The following is a 21,421-nucleotide window of genomic DNA, read 5'->3' on the forward strand; positions in this document are numbered from 1 at the left end:
GGGAACATGGTCGAGCTGCGATTTACCACCGTCCCGGCCCCGCAGTCTCACTGCCACCGCGAATACCGGTCTTCAGCCCGGGTTTACCTGAATGACAGAGGTGGCACTCCTCTACCGGCCAGGCGATTTTACCGTTGTGGCACATGCCACAGTATTGCCCATCGATGATTTTTCCCATATCGATCTGATTCGCCCCGGCACGCATTTCAAATCCGAGCTCATGATGGCACACTTTGCAGCGAAAACGGATACGATGAAACCAGTGCGGGAAGATTACGGGGCGCATATCATTGGCCTCGGAAAGCCGGTTTAAAACCACATCGGCATATTCGGCATTGGCCTGTGGCGCAATACCTGCCAGTACCAGGAGCATTAGAATCAAGGGCCTGATCCTGGCTGATCTAAGGGGATGTGGAAACAGGAGTTTCATGCTACAGACAAACCGGCAGCTTACTGACTCGAAGTCAGATTCGGTTGCACGCCGGGCTTTCCGCTAAAGGTTTTCCTGACAACGCTGTGACAACGGTTGCACTCGGTCAGCGGAAACGCAACGGCACCATGACATTGCCCGCAATACTGACCGGAAAGTATGGCGAACATATTCATTGGATTGGCGTCGACTTTTTTCACGAAGATCCGGTCATGACAGTTGGCGCAGTCCAGCCACTCGGTATGCGGCTTATGCGGGAACATGACGAGCGGCAACTCACCTGTCTGATCCATAACGATATCCATATCCAGAATTTCGATCCTGGTCTCCGGGAAAATATTGGTGCGCGGCTCGATGTATCTTTCACGCAGCGCCCTGATCCAGGAAACCCGGTTACCGGCGCTATCCGGCGGCAACAGCGAAAGCGCGGTTTCGGGCTCCTGCAAAATACCGATTGCAGGGCTCAGGGGATCGTGCAATCCATCTTCAGACAGCGATTTCCAGCCCGGCTCAGCCCCCAGCAAGGCAAACCAGAGCCCGAGTGGAATAACAAGGATAAAACGCGAATATTTCATGATCGCTAATTCAACTATCCGGGAATGTAAATTCCAGCACTGCGGATGGCGCGAACCAGTTGCCGTGTCGACTGTTCGAGTAGTTCGATAGCCTGCTCGTGCGCATCCTGACTGGCATACTGTTCCGCCTGCTGACGCAGTAACCGGGCCTGCCCGACGAAGTCGGAAATTTTACTCTTCATGGCCTCCGATTTTTGTTTTTGATCAACCAGCAATCCAATCAACATACCGTGCGTATCATTACGATCGATTTCGTAGAGATACTCCTCCTCCTTGCTTTTGAACTGTAACGAACGCACCAGCGTCTGCCCTGACCTGATCGATTCGATGGTGACCTTTAACAAATGATAGGCCTTGTCAATTTCGACCCTGGCCGCGACATTATTTCCCTGCTGCAACAAATCATCGGCCCGGCCGACCAGGGTGGCTAACTGATCGTTAACCTTGCTCCTGACTTCGGTTTCGTTGTTTTCATCGGAAATGCGGTTAAATGCATCCTGTAGCGCAATCACCGATTCGCGGCGCTGACCGTAATTGACGATCTCCTTGTCTTCGCCCAGTGATGTCGGAGTCGCCAGTTTTATTGCTTCGAACATCAGCCTGGCGGACTGATTCAGAAAATCGGAGGCGGCTTTCTCGTCACCCGAGTCGATTTTGTCCTGCGCCTTTCGATACAGGTCCAATGCCTGCTTGCGCTTGTTCAGAGCATCGCTATTGCTGCTGTTAATGACCTGCCTGGCACCGGAAGACCGGTTTAGCAATCTATCCATATTTGGCAGCCGATCGACCGCGGCCGCCTGCAAATCCGTCGAAGCCGTCAGTATCGCTAACAACAGGATCGAGCTGGCGCTAAAAAATTTACTAGTCATAATAATCCATATCAGATTTTGACCCCCAGTAATTTGAGCACTGCGGATAACTGGTTAATTGAATTGTCGAGTATCGAAATGGCCTCGGGGAACTGGCCCTGGGTTTCAAACTCTTCTGCGGCGTCGAGATTCAGCATCGAACTGTAGAGGTACTGGTCAGCCAGCTTTTGCGTTTGTTCCTCGACTACGCCCTGCGTCATGGCGATCTGCACCAGTTCCAGGTAGTGGTAGGCTCGATTGACCATGTACTGATACTCGTCCTGGACTGTTTCGAATTTGAGGTCGTAAACAACCAGGGTTTCATGACTGAATTCGTCTATCAGGGAAACTTTCAAGCGATAGGCATGTTCGAGCATTGCCATCGCCTCATCATAGGATTCGACTTCCGCCTGCCTGACTGCCTGATCGCGTAATGCGCTGATGCGCTCCAATTTTTTTTGCAACAGATCGTTTTCGAGTTCATCCAGATTTCGCCACTCGGGTAAGGCGAACGAATCGAGTTGCTCGATGAAATGCCGGTACCTGCTCTTTTTTTGCTGCGACACACTGAGCAGCCGCGAACTGGCACTGAGGTCTCGGAGTACGTAGTCGAGCACCGCTTCGGCTTCGAGATACTGGCCGCGATCGAAATATTCCTCACCCTTGAGGAAGTTTTCCGCTGCCCTCGCAAGCAACTCGCGGGCGACACTGTCGCCGCTTGCCTTGACCCGCTGCAACAGATCAGCGCTATGTAATATGTGGTTTACCATCTTAATCTTCTGCGCAATTTTCTCGCCCACACCCTTGACGCCAGACGGATTAGCGACCGATTCTTCCTGCGCCTGAACCAGGTTCAGGTTAAATATCAGAAGCAGTGCTGGAATCGATATCCTCATCGTTCTCATCTCTCGTAATCAGTTCGTCTTGTTTTTCGCCTCTGTCTCGGTCGCTTTTTGCTTGGAGTGACATCTGCGGCATTCGGCGACCGGAAACGCAACCTTGCCATGACATACACCGCATTTCTGACCCAGCAGAATCGAAGCCATCGATATCTGGTTAGCGCCTTTTTGCGGGATGAAAATTGCCGGATGGCAATTCGAACAATCCAGCCATTCGGTATGTTGCTTATGCGGATAAACGACATCCGGCATCGATCCCTTGACCTCGCGCACGATATTCAAATCCATTACCACCGGTTTTGCGTCGTCGTTCAAACGCTCGTAGCGGGGTGATATTTCTCCACCTTCCAATGCCTTTACCCAATCTACCCGGTTACCTGATTTCGATTTGCTCAAGGAGTCGAAAGCGACCCTGGGCTCCTGTAATAGCAGCGTGCCGGGACTTTCTGAATCGTGAATGCCATCCTTGGCCGGCGGCAGGTTCCATTCGGAGGAAGACTTCATCAGCCGATTAAACTGGTTCACACTACTGGCCAGTGTTTTTTTGGCGGGTGCTTTTTTCACAACCGCGGCGGTATCGGTCTTCTTTTTGGATGCCTCCTCTGTAGCTGGCTTTTCTGCGTATTGATCGAAACCCGAACTGACCAGCATGTAGACAACCGCTTTTTTAATTTCTTCGTCCTTAATTGTCGGATTGCCTCCCTTAGCCGGCATATTTTTGAAACCCTTTAACGCATGCGTCATCAACACCTCGAGACCCTGTTGTTCGCGCGCGCTCCAGTCTTCCCGCTTACCCAGCCTTGGCGCCTGTAACACGCCAGCCGTATGACAGGCGCCACAGGAGGCATCGTAAACCTGTTTGCCGTTGCGGACTTCGTCGGTGGCGCGCACCGTGGCGGTTGTGTAAAAAACAAGAAATATTAAAACGATGATCTGAAACAGGCCGGCTTCAGCAAAAACGATTACATTGCTTTGCCTGATCATTGCTCGCTCTCTGCCTTTTTTCTTTTTGTCGTGGTCGTCAGTTTCGACGCGGTGCTCTGATGCACCTGGGTTGGTTGCCCGGCTTTCCCCGTATGGCAAACATCACAGTTCTCGACCGACCAGGCCACCTCGCCGTTATGGCAGGCACCGCAGTACTCACCATCGATAATTTTCAGCATGTTGATCTGGTTGCCGCCGGCCTCCATCTTGAATCCGAGGTCGGCATGACATACCTTGCACCTGAAACGAATGCGATGAAACCAGTGCGGAAAAACAACCGGCCGCATTCCAGCCGCATCCGAGTAGTTGTTTATCAGTACATCACCATATTCGGCGCTAACCATGGCCGGTGTCGCCAGCAAGGAAAGAAAAAGACGATGCGCTTGCAGCTTTTTAACATGCAGATTCCCCTATCTCACAGATCGCCAAACGACCTCGTTAACTGAAACATAAACAATCGATCGTAGTCATTGCCGATCTTGATAAAATCGATATCGAGCTGAGCTTCGAGCCGCCCGATCCGGTAAAGCAGTGAGTTTTCCCATGAAGCTTGCTTCGCCGAATCGTTATCTTCGATCAAACGCTCGGTCTCGGACTGGCGCTCGCTCAATTTCAGCAATGAAATAAAAAACATTCCGGGCAGCTGAAAAACCCGGCTGCGACGATACTCGAGCTGACCATTGCTGACCGTCTGCTCACTTTGCATGCCTTCGGTTTCCTGTCTCGAGTATTGCAGGGTGGCATTGCCGCTCAGTTGCGAATAGCGCGTGATACTGTTGGCTCCCGTGTACTGCAAATTAACCAGCTGGAAATTATCGTCATCGCGATTCAGCGAACGCGAATCACTGATAAATAAGCGCACCAGGTTCTGTTGCTTGAGCGCCGTGTTAGACCAGGTAATCGAATACGAGTGATCGATACTCTTTTCATCCTCCCTTTCGGACTGAGACGTGTAGGTAAACGATTGGGTCAGATTGCTTCTGAGTTGATACTCACCCGCGTTCGAATAATCGTTAAGCAGCGAGTGACTGAATTGAGTCGCTAGCGAGTGCTCCCGTTCGACATCACCATGTACGTTGTTATAGGCAGTTCCAGCACTCCAGCCGTAATCGCCAAGCCCGGTGCCAACTCGATCAGAGGTATATCGTGCCGCCAGTGCCTCGTTAGCAGTAAACAGGTCTCTGCTTTCATCCTCGAAGTAATTCGCGTTAATTGATTCGCTGAGTTGCAGGTTGTCGGAGTAATCGTAGACAAGCCCCTGGTTCAGGTTGGCCGTTTCCGCCTCGCTTTCCCCGGCATCTGTCACCATTACGTCGTCGGATTGCTGCTGCTGCCGGGTTTCGGATAGCCGCAGGCTACCGGTCAATTTCAGATCCTTCCGATTCCGCGGATGCCAGGATGCAAAGCTCGATAGCTGGGAAGTCTCAATATCGTTGCTCGATTCGGAAAAATCGTTTTCAGTCGAAGACGTCGATAGCAGGTTTTCAATGGACCAGTTAGTTTTATCTCCGTAGAAGTGATCCAGCGTAATTGAATAGGTTTCTGCCCGCTCATCCGAAGAACGACTATCAACCGTGGCGCGTTTCAAGTCAGTTTCGAGCACATGATCGCCAATCCGGTCATCAGCGGACAACAGCAGGCTTTCAGCGGTGAAATTGTTACGCTCGCTGTTGTCCTGCTGATTGTTTTCAAACTCGGCGAGATAATTGTGCCTGCCGTCCAGGCTACGGTATTGCTGGCTGACGCCATATTCGGTAGTTTCGATATCGAAGCGTAACGAGTTGTTGTCAAACTGATCGCGACCCTCGATATAGTAGGCGCGAAAAGGAAAACGACTGGTTGGGAACAAACTGAAGTAAAAATCGCCGGTGGCAAACTCGTCTTGCGATTTTCCCTGGCCCTCATCTTCATTTTCCTCAACCGACAGGCTGAGGCTACCGTTAACCAACGCAAACCAGGGCCGCCAGATATAGCTACTGGCGCTGATCGTGCCCGTGTTCAACCAGTTAGTATTTTCACTATCGCCATCGACGCTCTCGCGCACGCGATAGGCACTGCTCAGTTCCCCCCAGACTCGTACTGGTCCGCGGTCCTGCGCAGCCAATGCGCCGGATATACTAGTCATAACCAGGAGCAGAAGCAGATTGGGAGACAGTATTCTCGGGATGATCCACACGATATTTCATGACAAACGTAGAGGCTAATCAATCATTGACGTATACATATGCCGACGACTTCAACGCATCCACGTAAGACTCCCATGCAGTATCCTGTAACTCCCGATAGAGGAGATCCGCCGCCCTGTTTTTCACTTCCTCGAAGGATTTGAGTTTCGCTGGTTGCACACCGTTCAACCGGAAAAGTGTTATCCCTTCCAGCACTCGCAAGGGATCGCTAAGCTGATCGACTTCGAGCGTTTCGATCTTCTGCTGCACGCTTTCTTCGAGCACGCCCAGATGCAGATAACCCAGGTCCCCGCCGGTTGCGGCACTCATATGCTCGGAGTGTTTTCTGGCGAGCTCGCCAAAATCCTCGCCGGCTACGGCGCGTTGTTTCAGCATGTCCAGCGCGGCCTCGGCTTCGACCCAGACGTTTTCAGTACTGGCTGGTGAGACCTTGCGCAAGATCACCGATACCCAGAGTCTCTTTGGTTCGGTAAACTTGTCCGGATTATCGAAGTAGTACTGTTCTACCTGCTTGGCATTCGGCCTGGGCACGTTGCGCACCCTAGCCTCCATCTTTTCGATTAAATCCTGCCGCTCGAGCCTTTCGATCAATCGCGGGACAACCTTTTCGCGGCGCGCTTCCCAGTCCTGGTTGTTGGCGTTCTTCAGGTTAAAAGCATCGACGCCGGCATCTATCTTGCTGCGATCGGGTTGTATCCCCGTTTGCTGCGCCTGCCTGAAAACCAGTTCCTGGGTAACGATGTCTTCGACAACCTGATTTCTGAAATCTTCGAGCTCGGCCGCCACTACCTTGCCGTGGTAGTACTTGTGCCTGACGGCTGCCTGGAAAATTGCTTCAAACTCTTTTTTGCTGATGGTCAGGTCATTAATCTGGGCAAACAGGTCATCCTGACTCTCGCCTGGACTCTGGTTACCTGCCGCTACATGAAATGTCAGCAATACTGCGCACAGGCCAACGCCCAATCTCATTCTGTACATGACTTTCCCCTTTTAACAATTACTCCGTATTGCCCCTTTATAAAAAACGACTCCAGCGCCGACGGCCTTCGCACAGCCGCCGACGCTGGAGTTCAAGGGGCTAGATGGCCTTAACTCCTTACTTGCTATGACATGCCAAACAGACCGCACTGCCATCGTTGGAGGTTCGCAAGAAGGTGGCATTGGTGGTATGCGGGTCGTGGCAGCTTGCGCATTCTACGAAAGGCTGCAGCGCTCCACTGTCAATACCAGCCACCGAACGGGTGTAAAGCAGCATATCGGTCTTTTCACGAGTTCCGTTCGGCGTCGTTTCGGAATCAACCCACCAGACGGTGGTACCGTTAAGATCGGTGGTACCAGGTGTCGTGAAGTCAGGATCATTAGTCGCCGCGGTCGGCGCGGCCGCGGTGATTCCACCACCACCGTACTGGATACCGATCGGGTGATCGTTACTGAGATCCGATGTCAGGTTAGTAATGGCGCCGGCATTAAGCTGACCAGAGGTCTGATTGGCACCACTCCAGACACCCGCACTGTAGGTCGGGTTATTGATTCCTGATCCCGGTTCGTTCAATACGGTATCCATCGCCTGGGTTCCGTCATGGCATGACAGACAGGCAATTGAAACCGAGCCGACCGGAGCTTCGGCACCCTCGAGGGTGGCCGAATTCAACGTCGCATAGGTCGTGTAGCTTGCCGGATCAGCCAGGGTCCGGTTCCACAAGGGTACCGCGGCACTGGTTGATCCGCCGTGTGGCGTATGACAGAAGACGCAAACTGCCGCGGTTCCGCTAAAAGAGTTTGCCCCGGTAACCGTGGAACTGGATCCCAGGTTATGCCGGGTATCCTCGACAGCTGCACTGGCGTCGGTCCAGCTGAGTAGGCCGAAAGCCACGATGGCCATCGCCAGAAGCAGTGTAACTACCCCGGCACCTACTGACCTGATTTGTAAAGTTAAACTATTCATTGCTCGATCCCCTTTGCTCGTTATGAATTTTTAAATTCATATTAGGAATTGCAGCAACCATGCCAAAATCTCGACGTCGCGACACATACTTCGCCCATCCAGATAAAGACAATAAAATCAGTGCCTTAGCGACTAAAAAAATATTTGGCTTGCGGCAACGAACGCACGTCGGGAAATTTTTCCAGACAGTTTTCTCGCGATTGAGAAAAATTAGTTCGCGATATTCTCGATTCATAGAATGTTCTTGACAGGCCGTCATCACGAATCGAGTCAGGAGATTTGCACGCTATCGACAAAGATGATCTCGTCGAAAACACGATTTAACGAACGGCTGGTGAAACCATGCATCTCCCCGCCCCCACTCCACTCTATGGCCTGTCCAACCTCGAGGCTGGTTTCGGGTGCCGCCAGCCATACATTGCTGCCGTTTTCATTGACCCGGATAAAACTGTAACCGGCCGCATTAATCAACTCTGCCACGATTCCCCGGCGGGGAACGACCGATTGCGCGGCGGCAGTGAACAGACGATCGACGAACAGTATCTGATCGAATTCCCGATTAAGCGTTTTACTCTTGAAGTGTTTCATCATAGCGAAGTCTTTCCATGCGACTTCTTCGCCCGGATTCAAAGCTGTCATCGTGGTGGCCAGCCAGAACTCATCTCCGCCGACATCGACTCTGGCATAGGTATAACCGCCAGCCATCTCGACCTCCTTCACCAGTCCCCGGTTTTGCTTAGGAGTGCTGACCTGGAGCAGTGCGTGCTGCGCGGTATTCGCCTGCTTGATTGCCGCCATGGTTGCAGCTTCGCTTTCGGTTTTGGACTGCGCCTGATTCTGTCGTACCGAATCGCTGCAAGCCGTGGTTAACGATAATACGGCCAGCATTAACATTGCGGGACTCGAGCGCAACCCGGCTTTGTATTGATGCATGATGTCTACCTCGATTTGGTTATCAATGGAATAAGGCTGGCAATTTTCGCGCCATTCTCTGAAAAGTCTTACCAGGACGGGCTTAGCGGACTGTTTGATGATTAAAACCCAGGGACAGCTTCTCAATTTTGAGAATTTAATGCTGGTTGCGATTGCGAAATGTTTGTTTCAGGGTTGCAGGCTTGGGTCATGCACCAACCAGCCCTGTTCCGCGGATATCTCGGCTGGCCTGAATATATCCACCTTCCTGAAATACTGATCAACCATGTAGACCCTGCCATCTTCGTCGATTGCCAATCCCGCCGGCAGCATGAACCTGGCAGGCCCGGCACTGGAATTGCGCGACCCGACTGCCATTAACAACTGCCCATCCGAATTGAATATCTGAAAATTACCGAACGCGGTATCGACGACGTAAGCGTTGCCCTGTTTATCGACACCAATGCCTTTAGGCCTGGAAAATTGACCGCTTTGCCGACCGATCGAGCCAAAGCTGCGCACGAACTCCCCTTCCGGGGTAAATACCTGCACCCGAAAGTTACCGCCATCGACAACATAGAGGTTTCCTTCGTTATCGATGGTTGCATCGCGCGGCAGATTCAGTTCGCCCTCTGCCTGACCGCGTTTGGAAATGGTATGCAACAAGCTGCCGCTCCATGCGTCGAACACGAGGACCCGGTGTCGATTGCTGGTAACTCCGCCTGTATCGACGACATAAAGGCGGCTGCCATTCGGGTTGACCGTCAGCCCGGCCGGTCGGTCGAACATCTCGGGCTCACCCAGACGGCGCTTGAAATTGCCGTCCCTGTCATAAACCAGCACCTGTTTTAAAGATGCGTCGCAAACAAAAAGATTGCCGTTCAAGTCGACGTCCAACCCCATCGGTTTAACCAATTCACCCGGACCATCGGTACCAATTTCAATGAACTTTGCCTCACGTATATCGAAAGCAAACACCAGGCGTTTCAACGTATCGCTGACAAATACACGGCCTTTGTGCACGGTTACACCAAAAGGCTTTCCCATACCGATTCCGCTTCGACTGACACCTGTAATCATGCGCTGAAACTGCGATTCGCCCGATTCGATCTCGACATCCGCACTGCTGAGCAGGCTGCGTTCGTAGAAAAATCGGGCTTCGTTCGGCGCTGGTGGAAACACCGGCATCTCCATTTCCTCGCCTGGTGGCGAGTTTGACGCACAGGCGCTTAACAACAGAAGTCCGACGGGCAACAACAAGAATGATGGGATTAGCCTGAACATTGAGGTTTCTTACAGCAGTGAATTCAAACAATACTGGAGCAAGAGCTGTGCCAACCCGTCGTAAACGGTGGTAAACGCTTTATGGCACTAAAGTTGCTCGGTAGTGCTAAACGCGGGTATTTGAATTTCGAATTAACCAGGAAAAGCCGATGAGAAAATTGCTGTCTTTGATTGTTTTGCATTTGCTGTCAGCCGCAGTATCCGTGCATGCTCAGGACATCGATGCAGGGTCGCTTTATGCAGACTATTGTTCAGTCTGTCACGGCGACAGAGGTGACGGCGAAAGCCACGCTAAACAGGGAATGATTCCGCCACCGCGGGATTTCACCAGCCCCACCTCGGCGCTGGAACTCACCCGGCCAAGAATCATTAACGCAATCCGCAACGGTATACCCGGCAGCGCGATGAGCAGCTGGAAATCGCGCCTCAACGATGCCCAGATAGAAGCGCTAGCCGACCTGCTACAGTCACGATTCATGCTGCCAGGCGCAACCGCAAGCGCCACCGAGGGCAGCAAAATTTACGCTGATTACTGCTCGGTTTGTCACGGGGACAACGGCCAGGGCGCGCTATGGGCTACTGCCGGTTTATCGCCCCAGCCTGCAGACTTTACCAACTCAAAGTTTCAGTCGACGATGACCCGCGACCACATGATCCAGTCGGTTAGTTATGGCCGCCCCGAAACCGCAATGACCGGCTGGAAGAAACGCCTGGCTGATAAACAGATTGAAACCGTTGTCGACTACGTCATCGGCGCTTTCATGCCCCAGGTTAGCGACAAAAAGCTGAGCGATAAAGCCGATCACAAACACAGCGATGGACATACGCATCAGCATACCCATGCCGATCCCGACACCGAGCTCAGTGTTTATATGAACCAGCGCCTGACCGATGGATTACAGGGCGATGCCGAGCGCGGCAAAGCCCTGTACTTGTACAACTGCGCCACCTGCCATGGTGAACAGGGCGATGGTAGGGGGCCAAGGGCCTACTTCATCAATCCCAAGCCGCGCAATTTCCTGCACGCCGCGTCACGCGCTTCGCTCAACCGTCCGACGCTGCAACGTGTCATCGGCAAAGGCAAGCTGCGCACGGAAATGCCCGCCTGGGAAAAGGTTTTCGACGCGCAGCAGATTGCCGACGTCGGCGAGTTCGTATTCGTTACCTTCATTCAACCTTGAGCAAACCTGCATGCCCCTGATTTATCGTGTATTTCTGTTGCTGTTGATTACAGTCACAGTGCCTGTTGTCGGTGCCAACAATAAGGATGCAAGTGCAGAAATGCATGAACGGGGACGCGCAATTTACAACTATCGCTGTTACTTCTGTCACGGCTATTCAGGCGATGCCAAAACCCTCACCAGCACTTATCTCGATCCGCCGCCGCGCAACTTCGCCCGCACCGATCCGGCGTCGCTATCACGTCAGTCCATGATGGAAACCGTCAGGCGTGGCAAACCGGGGACAGCGATGCATGGTTTTTCGCGGGTGCTGGATGACCGCGAAATTGCCGCCGTGGTTAAATTTGTGCGTACCGAATTCATGCTGGAACAGCGCCCGAACACTCGCTACCACACCGTTGCCAACGGGTGGCCAAATCATGATCGTTACCGTGACGCCTTCCCGTTTGCGACGGGAGATATACCACTGGATCTACCCTGGCAACAATTGAGCCTGGCGCAGGTACGCGGGAAGCAGCTTTATTTAACCAGCTGTATCACCTGCCACGATCGTGCGGTGGTCAGCGATGAAGGAGAAATCTGGAGTAAACAGTCGGTATCCTACCCGCGCAACAATTATTCACACACTATAGTCGATGTAGTTTCATCAGCCAGCGTTTATGCCAAACACGATATTGATCCACAAGTGGATAAGCTGTCGGATCGGGCCAGCGAAGGTAAGAAGCTTTGGCGTCAAAACTGTGCTTTCTGTCATGCCGCAGACGGCACCGGCGATAACTGGATAGGCAGTTTTCTCAAGCCCAAACCGCGCGATCTGACAAACGAAAACTTCATGCGACATATGACAATGGATTTGTTACTGGAGCGTATTCGCAACGGTCTTAAAAACACATCCATGCCAGCCTGGAAAAACGTACTCAGCGACTACGAGATTCGACAAATAATCAGCTACATCGATGAAGCCTTTTATCATTTCGAGAAGAATTAGATTCTCAAATCTGAGACAATCTTTGTATCAATTCTCATTTTTAGGAATAATTTTGATTTAACCTGACAACATCGAGCGCTCAAATCAATGATTCTGGACTGAATTCTCAGAGAGCTGACTGTTTTTACCGGTTTTTAGCCCGCATTGAGAAAATTTGCCGCAGTAACTGAGGATGGCACCTGAATTGCTAAACAAAAAACGAGTCATGAATACAACTATATCCACTAATCGGCAACTGGGTAACAGGCAATTGGCCAGGGCTCTGTGCATCGGACTGCTGATGCAAGGGTTGACGGGCTGCCAGGACGCCGAAAAACCACAGCCTGGGACGGGAGATGCATTCCCCCTGTCGCTCTTCGAAAAGATGATCCCTGTTGACAACGGTAACGTCGACACAGAAGGCAAGATACTGTTGATCAACTTTTGGGCAACCTGGTGCGCGCCCTGCCGCGAAGAGATGCCGGCACTGCAAGAGTTAAGCGACACTCTCGACCCGGAGCGTTTCGCGGTAATTGGAATCTCGGTTGACGAAGATCGTAACCTGATTCGGGAATTCATGCTGCAGTACGAAATTCGTTTCCCGGTTTATCAGGACGACAAGTTTCGGCTCGCGGGCGAATTGCTCGGAATTAAAACCTTTCCCGAAACCTTTATTGTTTCTCCACAAGGCTTAATTACCAGGCGCATCAGCGAGGCTTTACCGCCGGATTTCGGCATGACCGAGCTATTCATCGAATCCGGCGAAAAGGCCGACACAATCAAATCTGACTCCAGGATAAATGGGTAACTCATATGCCTTCGCTACAACTATTAATCATCGACGATGAACCAGCGATTCGGCAAATACTGTCGAAAGTCGCCGCCGACGCGGGTCATACCGTAACGGTTGCGGCTAACGGCGAAGAGGCGTTAACGAAACTCGCCAAGGGAGACATCGACGTAGCGCTGTGCGACATTCGCATGCCCGACCTTAGCGGCATCGAGGTTGTCGAAAACGCGCGCCGCCAGGGTATCGATACCCAGTTCCTGATGATGACCGCCTATGCCTCGGTCAACACCGCGATCGAGGCGATGCGCGCCGGCGCTTATGACTACATGATCAAGCCTTTGCGTAACGAGGATTTTCTCAATCGACTAGAGCAACTCGGCGATTTCATCCACCTCAAATCCGAGAACAAGGTACTGCGCGAGCTGATCAAGAATCAAAGCAGCGAATCCTGGGTGATGAACTCGCCCGTGATGCAGGCAGTCGAACGCCTGGTGCTAAAGGTCGCACAGACTTCCAGCACGGTGCTGATAACCGGGCCGAGCGGCACGGGTAAAAGCGTCATTGCCGAATTAATCCATCAGAACAGCCTGAGGGATGACCGACCGTTCATTCCCGTCAACTGTGGCGCGATCCCGGAAAACCTGCTCGAAAGCGAATTTTTCGGTCACACCAAGGGCGCGTTTACCGGGGCCAGCAAGGCAAAGCGCGGATTATTTGTCGAGGCCGACCAGGGCACAATATTTCTCGATGAGATCGGGGAACTACCGCTTAACCTGCAGGTCAAGCTCTTGCATGTCATCGAGGATCAGAACGTGCGCGCGGTTGGCAGCGAACAGCCCAGGAAAATAGACGTGCGCATTATTGCCGCCACCAACAAGGACCTCGACAAGATGGTGCAACAGGGCGATTTTCGCGAAGACCTGTACTTCCGGCTGAACGTGTTCCAGATCCCGCTACCCACGCTACAACAGAGGAAGGAGGACCTGCCCGAGCTGATCCGACATTTCCTTCGCAAGGAAAGCTTGAAAATGGGATTGGATGGCCCCGTCGAAGTTCAGCCGGCCGCTATGCAGAGCCTGCTGACCTACAACTGGCCCGGTAATGTGCGCGAGTTGCAAAACGTTGTCGCGAGGTCACTGATCCTGTCGGAAAACGGCATCATCGATGTTTCGGATCTACCGCAAAATATCCGCTCCTCCGAGTACATCGGCTACAGCGATGGTAACAGCTGTCAGGACAACCTGAAGCGACAGCTGCGTAACTATGAACTCGCGATCATCAAGGCGGCGATCGACGATGCCAACGGGGATCGCAAGCTGGCTGCCGATCGCCTCGGCATCGGCGTTTCCAGTCTTTATCGAAAACTCGATAACTCGCTAGAGCGTTAAGAAATGATAAAAGCCATGTTAGAAAAAAAATGGGTGGGCCTTTTCCTTGCACTGGTATTGCTACTGCTGGTGTCGGCAACGCTGCAGGCCGATACCCGATCCGATGGCGAGCTGGGCATTACCGAGTATCGTAAGGGAAATCTGATCGAGGCCATGCAGCTACTGGAAAACTCAGCGGCACAGGGTTATATACCGGCGCAGACAACCCTTGCCTTCATCCTCGATTCGGCGGAACGCGACGCGGATGCTTTTCACTGGTATCAACAGGCCGCGGAACATCAGGACGCGGCTGGTTTGTTCGGGCTGGCAGGCATGTACGCAAAGGGCGAAGGAGCGGATAAAGACCCGCGCAAGGCAGGCCAGTTGATCCAGCAGGCGGCGAAACTCGAGCACGTCGAGGCAATGCGGGTTTATGCCCACGCGCTGGAAAATGGGCAGCTCGGTTTCGAGTCATCACCGCCAACAGCGGCAAAATGGTACCTAAAGGCGGCCGGGCGCGGCGACGAAATTTCGATGCAACGCCTTAAAAAAGCCTACCAGCAGGGCCAGTTGGGGTTCCCGGTTGACGCGCGACAGGCCGAGGCCTGGAACAAGAAATTAAATCAGGCTGATTAGGACGCATTATGAAATTTAACCAACTCCTGTTGCTAACTGCGATCATCGCCTTGACTGGGACAATCCCGGCAAACGCATCGGACATCAACCTCGGGCGCGATATTTACCAGCGCCATTGCCTCAGTTGCCACGGCGTCAACGGCAGCCCGATTATGGCCGCCGCACCGGATCTCAAGCGAGGGCAGGGCCTGATGCAATCGGACCAGACCTTGCAAACGCGAATCCAGAACGGTAAAAATGCCTGCCCCGCCTACCGCGGAATACTGGACGAGCAGCAAATCCTGGACGTAATTGCCTATATCAGGACCTTTTTCTGATGGATCTGCTGCATGCGGCAGCCCTGGGCCTGATACTCGTCACGATCACAGCATGCTCTGATGAGCCTGCCGGCAATCAGCCCGCAGCAACCACTATAACCGAGCCGACCGGCAGCCAGGCCAGACCCGCGTTACCCCAGGTGCTGGATGTTTTCAATGTCGGACCATCGGTATACGTGCGCTCACTCGCGATCGAAACCGATACCAACCGCCTCTGGGTTGGCACCTCGCTCGGAGTTAACGAGATTGACCTCGACAATCATGCACTGGTGAACACGTTTACCCGCGCTCACGGTCTGGCGAATGAGTACGTATTCGGAATTGGCATCGATCGCGAGGGTTATAAATGGTTCGGCACCAATGCAGGCGGCATGTCCCGCTACAAAAACGGCGACTGGAAAACCTACTTCCCGATGCACGGCCTCGCCGATTACTGGATTTACGCATTTGCCAACGCCAGTGACGGTGGCCTGTGGATCGGAACCTGGGCCGGTGCCAATTACCTCAACCGCGAAACCGGCGAGTTCAAAACCTATGTCAAGGAGTTGATCAACGAGTGGGTTTACGGCATCAGCGTTGATAACAAGGGCGTGGTCTGGTTTGGCACCGAAGGCGGCATTAGCCGTTTCGATGGCGATAACTGGACTTCCTGGGACCACAAGGATGGTCTCGGCGGCGAAAATCCCGACGCCCTGCCCTTTAGCCGCAACACCGGTCTGGGCACCCGCTCCCGCCATGATCTCGGTATCCTGAACAATGGCAAGGCGACCTACAATCCCGGTTACATTTTCAGCATTCTCGCCGATCACGAAGACACTATCTGGGCAGGCACCTGGGGTGGCGGCGTAACTCACTATCGGAACGGTAGCTGGACCAATCTCACGGAGAAGGACGGACTCGCCGGCAATATCGTTTACTCGATCGCGCAGGCAGCCGACGGCAGCTACTGGTTCGGCACCAACAAAGGCCTGTCACGCTACGATGGTGAAACCTGGCATAGCTGGAACGTCCACAACGGCTTGCCCAACAATGACGTCTATGCAATTGCGCTCGAAACCGACGGCGACATCTGGATTGGCACCCTCGGCGGGGTTACTCGTCTTGGGCTGAAAGCAATCCCGAATTAATAACTATCTACAAAACCAATGAATTAAAAGGTCTCGCATGAGTAAAAAAACACTGCCAATCGCGATTCTTGTCATCGCCGGCCTGATCGCAAGCGCCTACTGGGCAGGGCTTAACCATAACAGCGGCGACAATTCGCTGGCACAGCAAGGGGATATGCCCCAAGAAGAGACCACAGGCCAAAACATAGCGCAGCCCCTGAATGCAGCGCAAAACCCGAAATTCACGCATTTTCGTATAGGCAACCGAAACGTGAAGTCGATATTTGCTGAGCAAGATATTGTCTGGGTGGGCACTTCGGGCGGAGTCATTCGATACAGTACCGAGACTGACGATTACCGCCTGTTCGATGTGCGCAACGGCCTGCTCGCCAACGGCGTGTTTCACGTCAGCCGCTGGACCGACGACAAAATGCTGGTCGGCACCTACGGTGGCGGCCTCGCAATCTATGACGAATCCAAAGACAAGTTCGAAATATTCAATGTGCCCGAGGGTCTCGCCGATGCCTTTGTCTATGACGTGCTGGTAATGCCGGACGGCGACCTCTGGATCGCCACCTGGTCCGGCGCCAACCGGGTAAAAAAGGGGCGCCTGTCGGATCCCGACGCCTGGGAAACCTATACCGTCGAAAATACCAATGGCGGCCTGCCAAACGACTGGGTCTACGGGCTCGCGCTTGGTAAGAACGGTGAAGTCTGGCTTGCGACCGAGGGCGGCCTGGCACGCTTCGAGGATAATCGCTGGGACAACTGGAATCACCAGGATGGACAAGGCGCAGTCTATGAACTGGTTAAGGCCGACAACACCTTCGGAACCGATCCGGCCACCATGTCGAGCCATCACGCCAGGCAAAAACTGGAGATGGGTCTGCAACAAGTCGATACTGCCTACAATCCGAATTACATCGTGGCGCTGGAAGTCGATACCGATGGCATCGTCTGGATCGGCACCTGGGGCGGCGGTCTGGCACGTTTCGATGGCGAGAAGTATGTTAACTATACGGTGCGGGATGGATTGCCTTCAAATCATGTCTTCATGCTGCACCAGGACGAGCAGGGAATATTATGGGTCGGCACCAGTAATGGCCTGGTTCAGTTTAAAAATGGTCGCTTCGAAAATTACCTGACGACTCACGAGGGCCTGTTTTCAAACACCGTGTTTTCGATGGCGACCCAGCAGAACGATTTACTCTGGGTGGGCAGCTTTGGTGGGGTAACACGATTGCAGCGATAGCGCAGGTCAACTCTTGCTCGCCAGCGTCATTCTTAATCCTGCTTACTCATCGGCTGGCTTTGTTTCATCCTTTTCTGGAACCGCAGTGGTGGAACGCTCTACCAACTGTGTTTCCCACTCCCAAAGTGCCGAACGCGCGCGTCGTTTAAACATGTCGTCATCGCCAGCCGCAGCCAGATGGATGTAGCTGCGCATCGCACCGAGGGCACCTTCCAGATCACCCATTTTCTCGCTGCTGATGGCGAGTCCGTAATAAGCATTTGCCTGATAGGCATTTTGTTCCATCGCGTCGATGAATGCATCGCGTGCGGTCGCATACTCGCCCAGTTCATACAGCGTAAAACCCATATTGACCTTGATCTCGGGGATATCAGGCGCCCGTAACAGGGCCTTATGCCACAAATCGAGCGCCTGCTGATAGTGCCCCTTCTGCATATGCCCCACGGCAGCATTAAACAACTGCGGTAATCTGTTATCACCGTCCAATTCTATTGTACTGGTCGGTACCTGTATCGCCGCCGAATCAGTCATCCAGTGATTAAGGGCCCAGCCGAAAAAAAACACCGCGGCCACCAGCAACAGGGCCACCAGCAGATACCGGCTTTTCGCGGAGGCGTTCTTTCTGCTCGGGCTGGCAACCATCAAATCATTCCCTTGTGTGGTGCGGTCGATACCAGTGGCACACCGAAAAAAGTTAAAAATGCAAGCGTAAAACAGCCTACAACCAGCGCGGCATAAATCCCCGGGCGTGGGTAGTTTAAGCGCCAGTGCAACACAAAGATGACGCTCATCCAGGTCAAAAATGCCCAGGTTTCGAGAGGGTCCCAGGCCCAGTAGCGACCCCAGGCATCTTGTGCCCAGATCGCACCGAACATCAGCATCAAGGACTCAAAACAGAACGCAAAAGCCAGCAGACGATAGCTCAAAGACTTGCTGGCCAGGATTACGGTAGACCCGGCACCGGATCTGGAGCGCACCATCTCCAGAATCGCCATACCGGTAGCGAGCATCAGCAGGCCGAGGAAAAACTTACCCGTAACCACATGAAAATATAACCAGATCGTGTCATAGGTGGCGGGTAAAAAAGTATCCTGCGGTACCGTAATCAACAACCACAACATCAGCAGCGCCAATAGGGGAACGATGAAGCGCCCGGCTGCGCGATGATTTCTGCCCCACATCAGGAATAATAGATAGGCCAGCTGAAGGCTCCACAGGTTGCTACTCAAAATTTCAAATAAATTTATAAATGGCCCGTGGCCCACACGATCCCATCGTAAAGCCAGGCTTATGGTGTGACTAACCAGTCCCGAAATACTGAAAACAAGGACAGTCTTGTAATGAAATTTTTCACCTCCGAGGTAGGTAAAGAGAAAGCTTGACCCGTAGCAAATGCAGGCAAAATACAAAAAGGTGGTTTCGTTTAATATCGACATCGATCTCGAGTGAATTTAGCGGACAGATACTTCTTCATACATAGAAACTGCCGAGCATACAGTGCGCCCGCCTCCGAATCTCTTCATTTTTGCGCGATTAATTTTTGACTGTTCATCTAGATCCAGGTTGACCTCACTGCTCATAACTAACGGAAATCGTCACCGGTCCAGTTCGGACTGGTTTCGCCTTTGGGATGAAAGCGCAAGAATTGCTTGGGGGAACGCAACTCGCCGCTTATCCCCTGATCGTAGGTTTGCGCTAACGTGCGAATGAATTGTACCAGCGCTTCGATCTGCGCAGGTTTAAGCATATGCTCCCACGCTGGCATCGCTCCCAACCCATTTTTAATGCTGCTTTTCAGTTCCGCGTCACTTTTTTCCAGGCGTTCACGCAGTACAAACGAGGGTGAATTGACATACCAGGCAATGCCGTTGAAGCCGTGACAGCCCCCGCAAAACTGAAGATAAATTTTTTCGCCCGGAGCCACATGATCATCAGCAGGGCTCGCCGCCGTCCGTACTTTCCGTATTGCTTGCACCTTCCCCTGGTCGAAAGCATTACGGATATAAGCGACAACTTTATAAGCCATCTCCATGGACAGGGTATTGCCCCAGGGAGGCATCTTTCCTTTTCCCTGGAGGATACTTGCGACCAGAGTATGGTCACTTTGCTCGAGGCGATCTCCACGCGAAAAAGAGGGCGTACCTGGGTAAGCGGCGTGGCCGCTAAATCCATGGCAACCCGCGCAAAAACTCTGGTAGATAGTTTCACCTGGACTGTTGTCATCGGTTTCGGGTATCACCGTTTCAATATTCGGGATCAGAAACTTGCCGTATAATTTTGACGCTAGCGCTGAAATTACCGGATTTTCAGAGTTGGCGGCTGCCAAACTGAACCACAGATTCGCCTCGATTGCATCGTGGAACTTTTTGGGAACGCGCTCGATGGTGCCCGAATGAAAGATCCCCAGGTCGCGCTGCGCTCTCGAATCACCCTCTTCGGCAGCCTGATGGAACCAGTAATGCGCCTCTTCGTAGTCAGGTGCCACGCCCTCGCCGTAAAAAAACATGTATCCCAGTAAATACTGGATGGCAGGATCGCCCGCCACCGCCAGGGGCAGGAATCTTTCATAGGTTGTCCTGGGGCGCTCGCCCGCCCGCTGCGTGGTGCTCTCGTTGGCGATAGCAGCCTCGAGCCAGATAGGCCCAGGCAAGGAGAAAAATGTAAAGATAACCACTGACATGACCGGCCTTTTCATGGTGCAACCCAGCCAGCCACGGCTTTTGACAATAGATAACTGGAGTTATATTTGCCCTGACTTTTACAAGAATACTGAATGTCCAACTGCCTACCGATTTTTACAAAGATATTCAGTAATTGCAGCATTTAGCGTGCCAATTACTAACGATCTTTACCTAGGTATGCGCCTTGGTGCTCACGCTGTCCTGTAAAACCCCGTCGATTGGCAAAATAACATGTACCTGCGCACCCTTCCCCTCTTCACTTTCGATGCTCATTTCGCCCCCATGCTCACGCACAATCGTGTCGCAAAGTGAAAGACCGAGGCCACTGCCCTTGCCCACCGGTTTGGTGGTAAAAAACAGCTCCATAACATGCCCAAGTACCTCTTTTGACATGCCAGGACCATAATCCTGAACACAAACATGAACTCGATTTCCTTCGAGTTCGCTCTTAATGACAATACAGTCTTCTTCCAGGTCGATGGCCGCACAGGCATCCATGGCATTGATCAGCAGATTCATGAACACCTGAGTCAGTTGATCGGCCACTCCGACAATGGCCGGAAGGTTCTTATCTAGTTGCAACTGCACGCCAATCGAACTGAATCTGCGGTCATAGGATAAAAGTCCCGCAGTGCTGCGTAGCAACTCATTCAGATCCAGTAACTCGCGTTCACGTGGTTTGGGCGATGAGAAATCGGCGATTTCCCTCGTTATTTTCCCAAGTCTGAGAATTTGTTCGTTGATCAGATCGATATTTCGACTTAACTCATCATCTTGATCGGCGCTGGTGTACGAATGCTGGACTGCGGAGACAGCACCGGCAATTGCCGCAATTGGATTGCCTACTTCGTGCAGTATTCCCGCAGCCAACTGCCCGATTGCCGCCATTTTATCCTGATGAAAAAACTGTTGCCGGGTAGTCTCAAGTTCACGTTGAGCCTGTAGACGCCCGGTGATGTCATGCACGACCACTATATAACTGCTATCCCCATTGGTCTTTTCGAGCGGTCCGACCCAGAGATCTGACGGAAATTCGGTGCCGTCGATGCGTTTAAAAACAC

The 21,421-nt window shown here is 52.6% G+C and carries 23 protein-coding genes; 8 read left to right on the plus strand and 15 right to left on the minus strand.

Translation table 11 applies throughout. The features are described 5' to 3' along the window. Positions 1-22: 22 nt before the first annotated feature. From OES20_13445 to OES20_13495, 11 genes are all read right to left on the minus strand, one after another. Positions 23-373 (minus strand): hypothetical protein, encoded by a 351-nt coding sequence (locus OES20_13445; GenBank protein ID MDH3635698.1) that lies wholly within the window; start codon positions 371-373, stop codon positions 23-25. 77 nt (positions 374-450) lie between these two features. Then, on the minus strand, positions 451-1,005 hold the full coding sequence (locus OES20_13450; protein MDH3635699.1) for a hypothetical protein: 555 nt from the start codon (positions 1,003-1,005) through the stop codon (positions 451-453). A 14-nt stretch (positions 1,006-1,019) separates the two neighbouring features. After that, entirely contained in the window at positions 1,020-1,874 is an 855-nt protein-coding gene (locus tag OES20_13455; GenBank protein ID MDH3635700.1) for a hypothetical protein, read from the minus strand. A gap of 11 nt (positions 1,875-1,885) precedes the next feature. After that, complete coding sequence (locus tag OES20_13460) at positions 1,886-2,749, minus strand: hypothetical protein (protein ID MDH3635701.1); 864 nt, start codon at positions 2,747-2,749, stop codon at positions 1,886-1,888. A gap of 18 nt (positions 2,750-2,767) precedes the next feature. Then, entirely contained in the window at positions 2,768-3,736 is a 969-nt protein-coding gene (locus OES20_13465; protein MDH3635702.1) for a c-type cytochrome, read from the minus strand. After that, the gene (locus OES20_13470) at positions 3,733-4,080 is read right to left on the minus strand and encodes a hypothetical protein (GenBank protein MDH3635703.1); all 348 of its coding nucleotides are present in this window, start codon (positions 4,078-4,080) and stop codon (positions 3,733-3,735) included. Before OES20_13470 ends, OES20_13465 begins: the two co-directional genes overlap by 4 nt. A 71-nt stretch (positions 4,081-4,151) precedes the next feature. Next, entirely contained in the window at positions 4,152-5,861 is a 1,710-nt protein-coding gene (locus OES20_13475; GenBank protein ID MDH3635704.1) for a hypothetical protein, read from the minus strand. Positions 5,862-5,940: 79 nt separating this feature from the next. Next, positions 5,941-6,900, minus strand: coding sequence for a peptidylprolyl isomerase (locus OES20_13480; protein ID MDH3635705.1), 960 nt, complete (start codon positions 6,898-6,900; stop codon positions 5,941-5,943). Between the two features lie 118 nt (positions 6,901-7,018). Then, positions 7,019-7,867, minus strand: coding sequence for a cytochrome c3 family protein (locus OES20_13485; protein ID MDH3635706.1), 849 nt, complete (start codon positions 7,865-7,867; stop codon positions 7,019-7,021). Positions 7,868-8,137: 270 nt separating this feature from the next. After that, positions 8,138-8,800, minus strand: coding sequence for a hypothetical protein (locus OES20_13490; GenBank protein MDH3635707.1), 663 nt, complete (start codon positions 8,798-8,800; stop codon positions 8,138-8,140). A 168-nt stretch (positions 8,801-8,968) separates the two neighbouring features. After that, positions 8,969-10,063 (minus strand): 6-bladed beta-propeller, encoded by a 1,095-nt coding sequence (locus OES20_13495; GenBank protein ID MDH3635708.1) that lies wholly within the window; start codon positions 10,061-10,063, stop codon positions 8,969-8,971. A 149-nt stretch (positions 10,064-10,212) separates the two neighbouring features. On the opposite strand from OES20_13495, the gene OES20_13500 reads away from it, so the two are divergent. The 8 genes from OES20_13500 (at position 10,213) to OES20_13535 (ending at position 17,679) form a co-directional block, all read left to right on the plus strand. Beyond that, a complete protein-coding gene (locus OES20_13500; GenBank protein MDH3635709.1) occupies positions 10,213-11,244 on the plus strand; it encodes a c-type cytochrome in 1,032 nt (343 codons plus the stop codon). A 10-nt stretch (positions 11,245-11,254) separates the two neighbouring features. Next, a complete protein-coding gene (locus OES20_13505; protein MDH3635710.1) occupies positions 11,255-12,232 on the plus strand; it encodes a cytochrome c in 978 nt (325 codons plus the stop codon). Between the two features lie 205 nt (positions 12,233-12,437). Continuing rightward, positions 12,438-13,019, plus strand: a complete 582-nt coding sequence (locus OES20_13510) for a TlpA family protein disulfide reductase (GenBank protein ID MDH3635711.1) — start codon at positions 12,438-12,440, stop codon at positions 13,017-13,019. 5 nt (positions 13,020-13,024) lie between these two features. After that, positions 13,025-14,389 carry a sigma-54 dependent transcriptional regulator gene (locus OES20_13515; GenBank protein ID MDH3635712.1) on the plus strand — a complete coding sequence of 455 codons (1,365 nt, stop codon included), beginning with the start codon at positions 13,025-13,027 and terminating at the stop codon, positions 14,387-14,389. Between the two features lie 15 nt (positions 14,390-14,404). Continuing rightward, a complete protein-coding gene (locus tag OES20_13520; GenBank protein MDH3635713.1) occupies positions 14,405-15,004 on the plus strand; it encodes a sel1 repeat family protein in 600 nt (199 codons plus the stop codon). Between the two features lie 8 nt (positions 15,005-15,012). Beyond that, positions 15,013-15,321 carry a c-type cytochrome gene (locus tag OES20_13525; protein ID MDH3635714.1) on the plus strand — a complete coding sequence of 103 codons (309 nt, stop codon included), beginning with the start codon at positions 15,013-15,015 and terminating at the stop codon, positions 15,319-15,321. Then, positions 15,321-16,448 carry a regulator gene (locus OES20_13530; protein ID MDH3635715.1) on the plus strand — a complete coding sequence of 376 codons (1,128 nt, stop codon included), beginning with the start codon at positions 15,321-15,323 and terminating at the stop codon, positions 16,446-16,448. The genes OES20_13525 and OES20_13530 overlap by 1 nt, the downstream gene beginning before the upstream one ends. 37 nt (positions 16,449-16,485) lie before the next feature. Then, positions 16,486-17,679 (plus strand): regulator, encoded by a 1,194-nt coding sequence (locus OES20_13535; GenBank protein ID MDH3635716.1) that lies wholly within the window; start codon positions 16,486-16,488, stop codon positions 17,677-17,679. Between the two features lie 42 nt (positions 17,680-17,721). Here the strand turns inward: OES20_13535 and OES20_13540 are convergent, their stop codons facing one another. The 4 genes from OES20_13540 to OES20_13555 form a co-directional block, all read right to left on the minus strand. Next, positions 17,722-18,321 carry a hypothetical protein gene (locus OES20_13540; GenBank protein MDH3635717.1) on the minus strand — a complete coding sequence of 200 codons (600 nt, stop codon included), beginning with the start codon at positions 18,319-18,321 and terminating at the stop codon, positions 17,722-17,724. After that, positions 18,321-19,115, minus strand: coding sequence for a cytochrome c biogenesis protein CcsA (gene ccsA, locus OES20_13545; GenBank protein ID MDH3635718.1), 795 nt, complete (start codon positions 19,113-19,115; stop codon positions 18,321-18,323). Before ccsA ends, OES20_13540 begins: the two co-directional genes overlap by 1 nt. A gap of 146 nt (positions 19,116-19,261) precedes the next feature. Continuing rightward, the gene (locus OES20_13550) at positions 19,262-20,374 is read right to left on the minus strand and encodes a c-type cytochrome (protein MDH3635719.1); all 1,113 of its coding nucleotides are present in this window, start codon (positions 20,372-20,374) and stop codon (positions 19,262-19,264) included. 157 nt (positions 20,375-20,531) lie between these two features. Further along, the coding region (locus tag OES20_13555; GenBank protein MDH3635720.1) for an ATP-binding protein at positions 20,532-21,421 on the minus strand (890 nt) is incomplete at its 5' end.

The sequence above is a fragment of the Gammaproteobacteria bacterium genome (genome assembly GCA_029862005.1).
In the GTDB taxonomy this organism is placed as follows: Bacteria; Pseudomonadota; Gammaproteobacteria.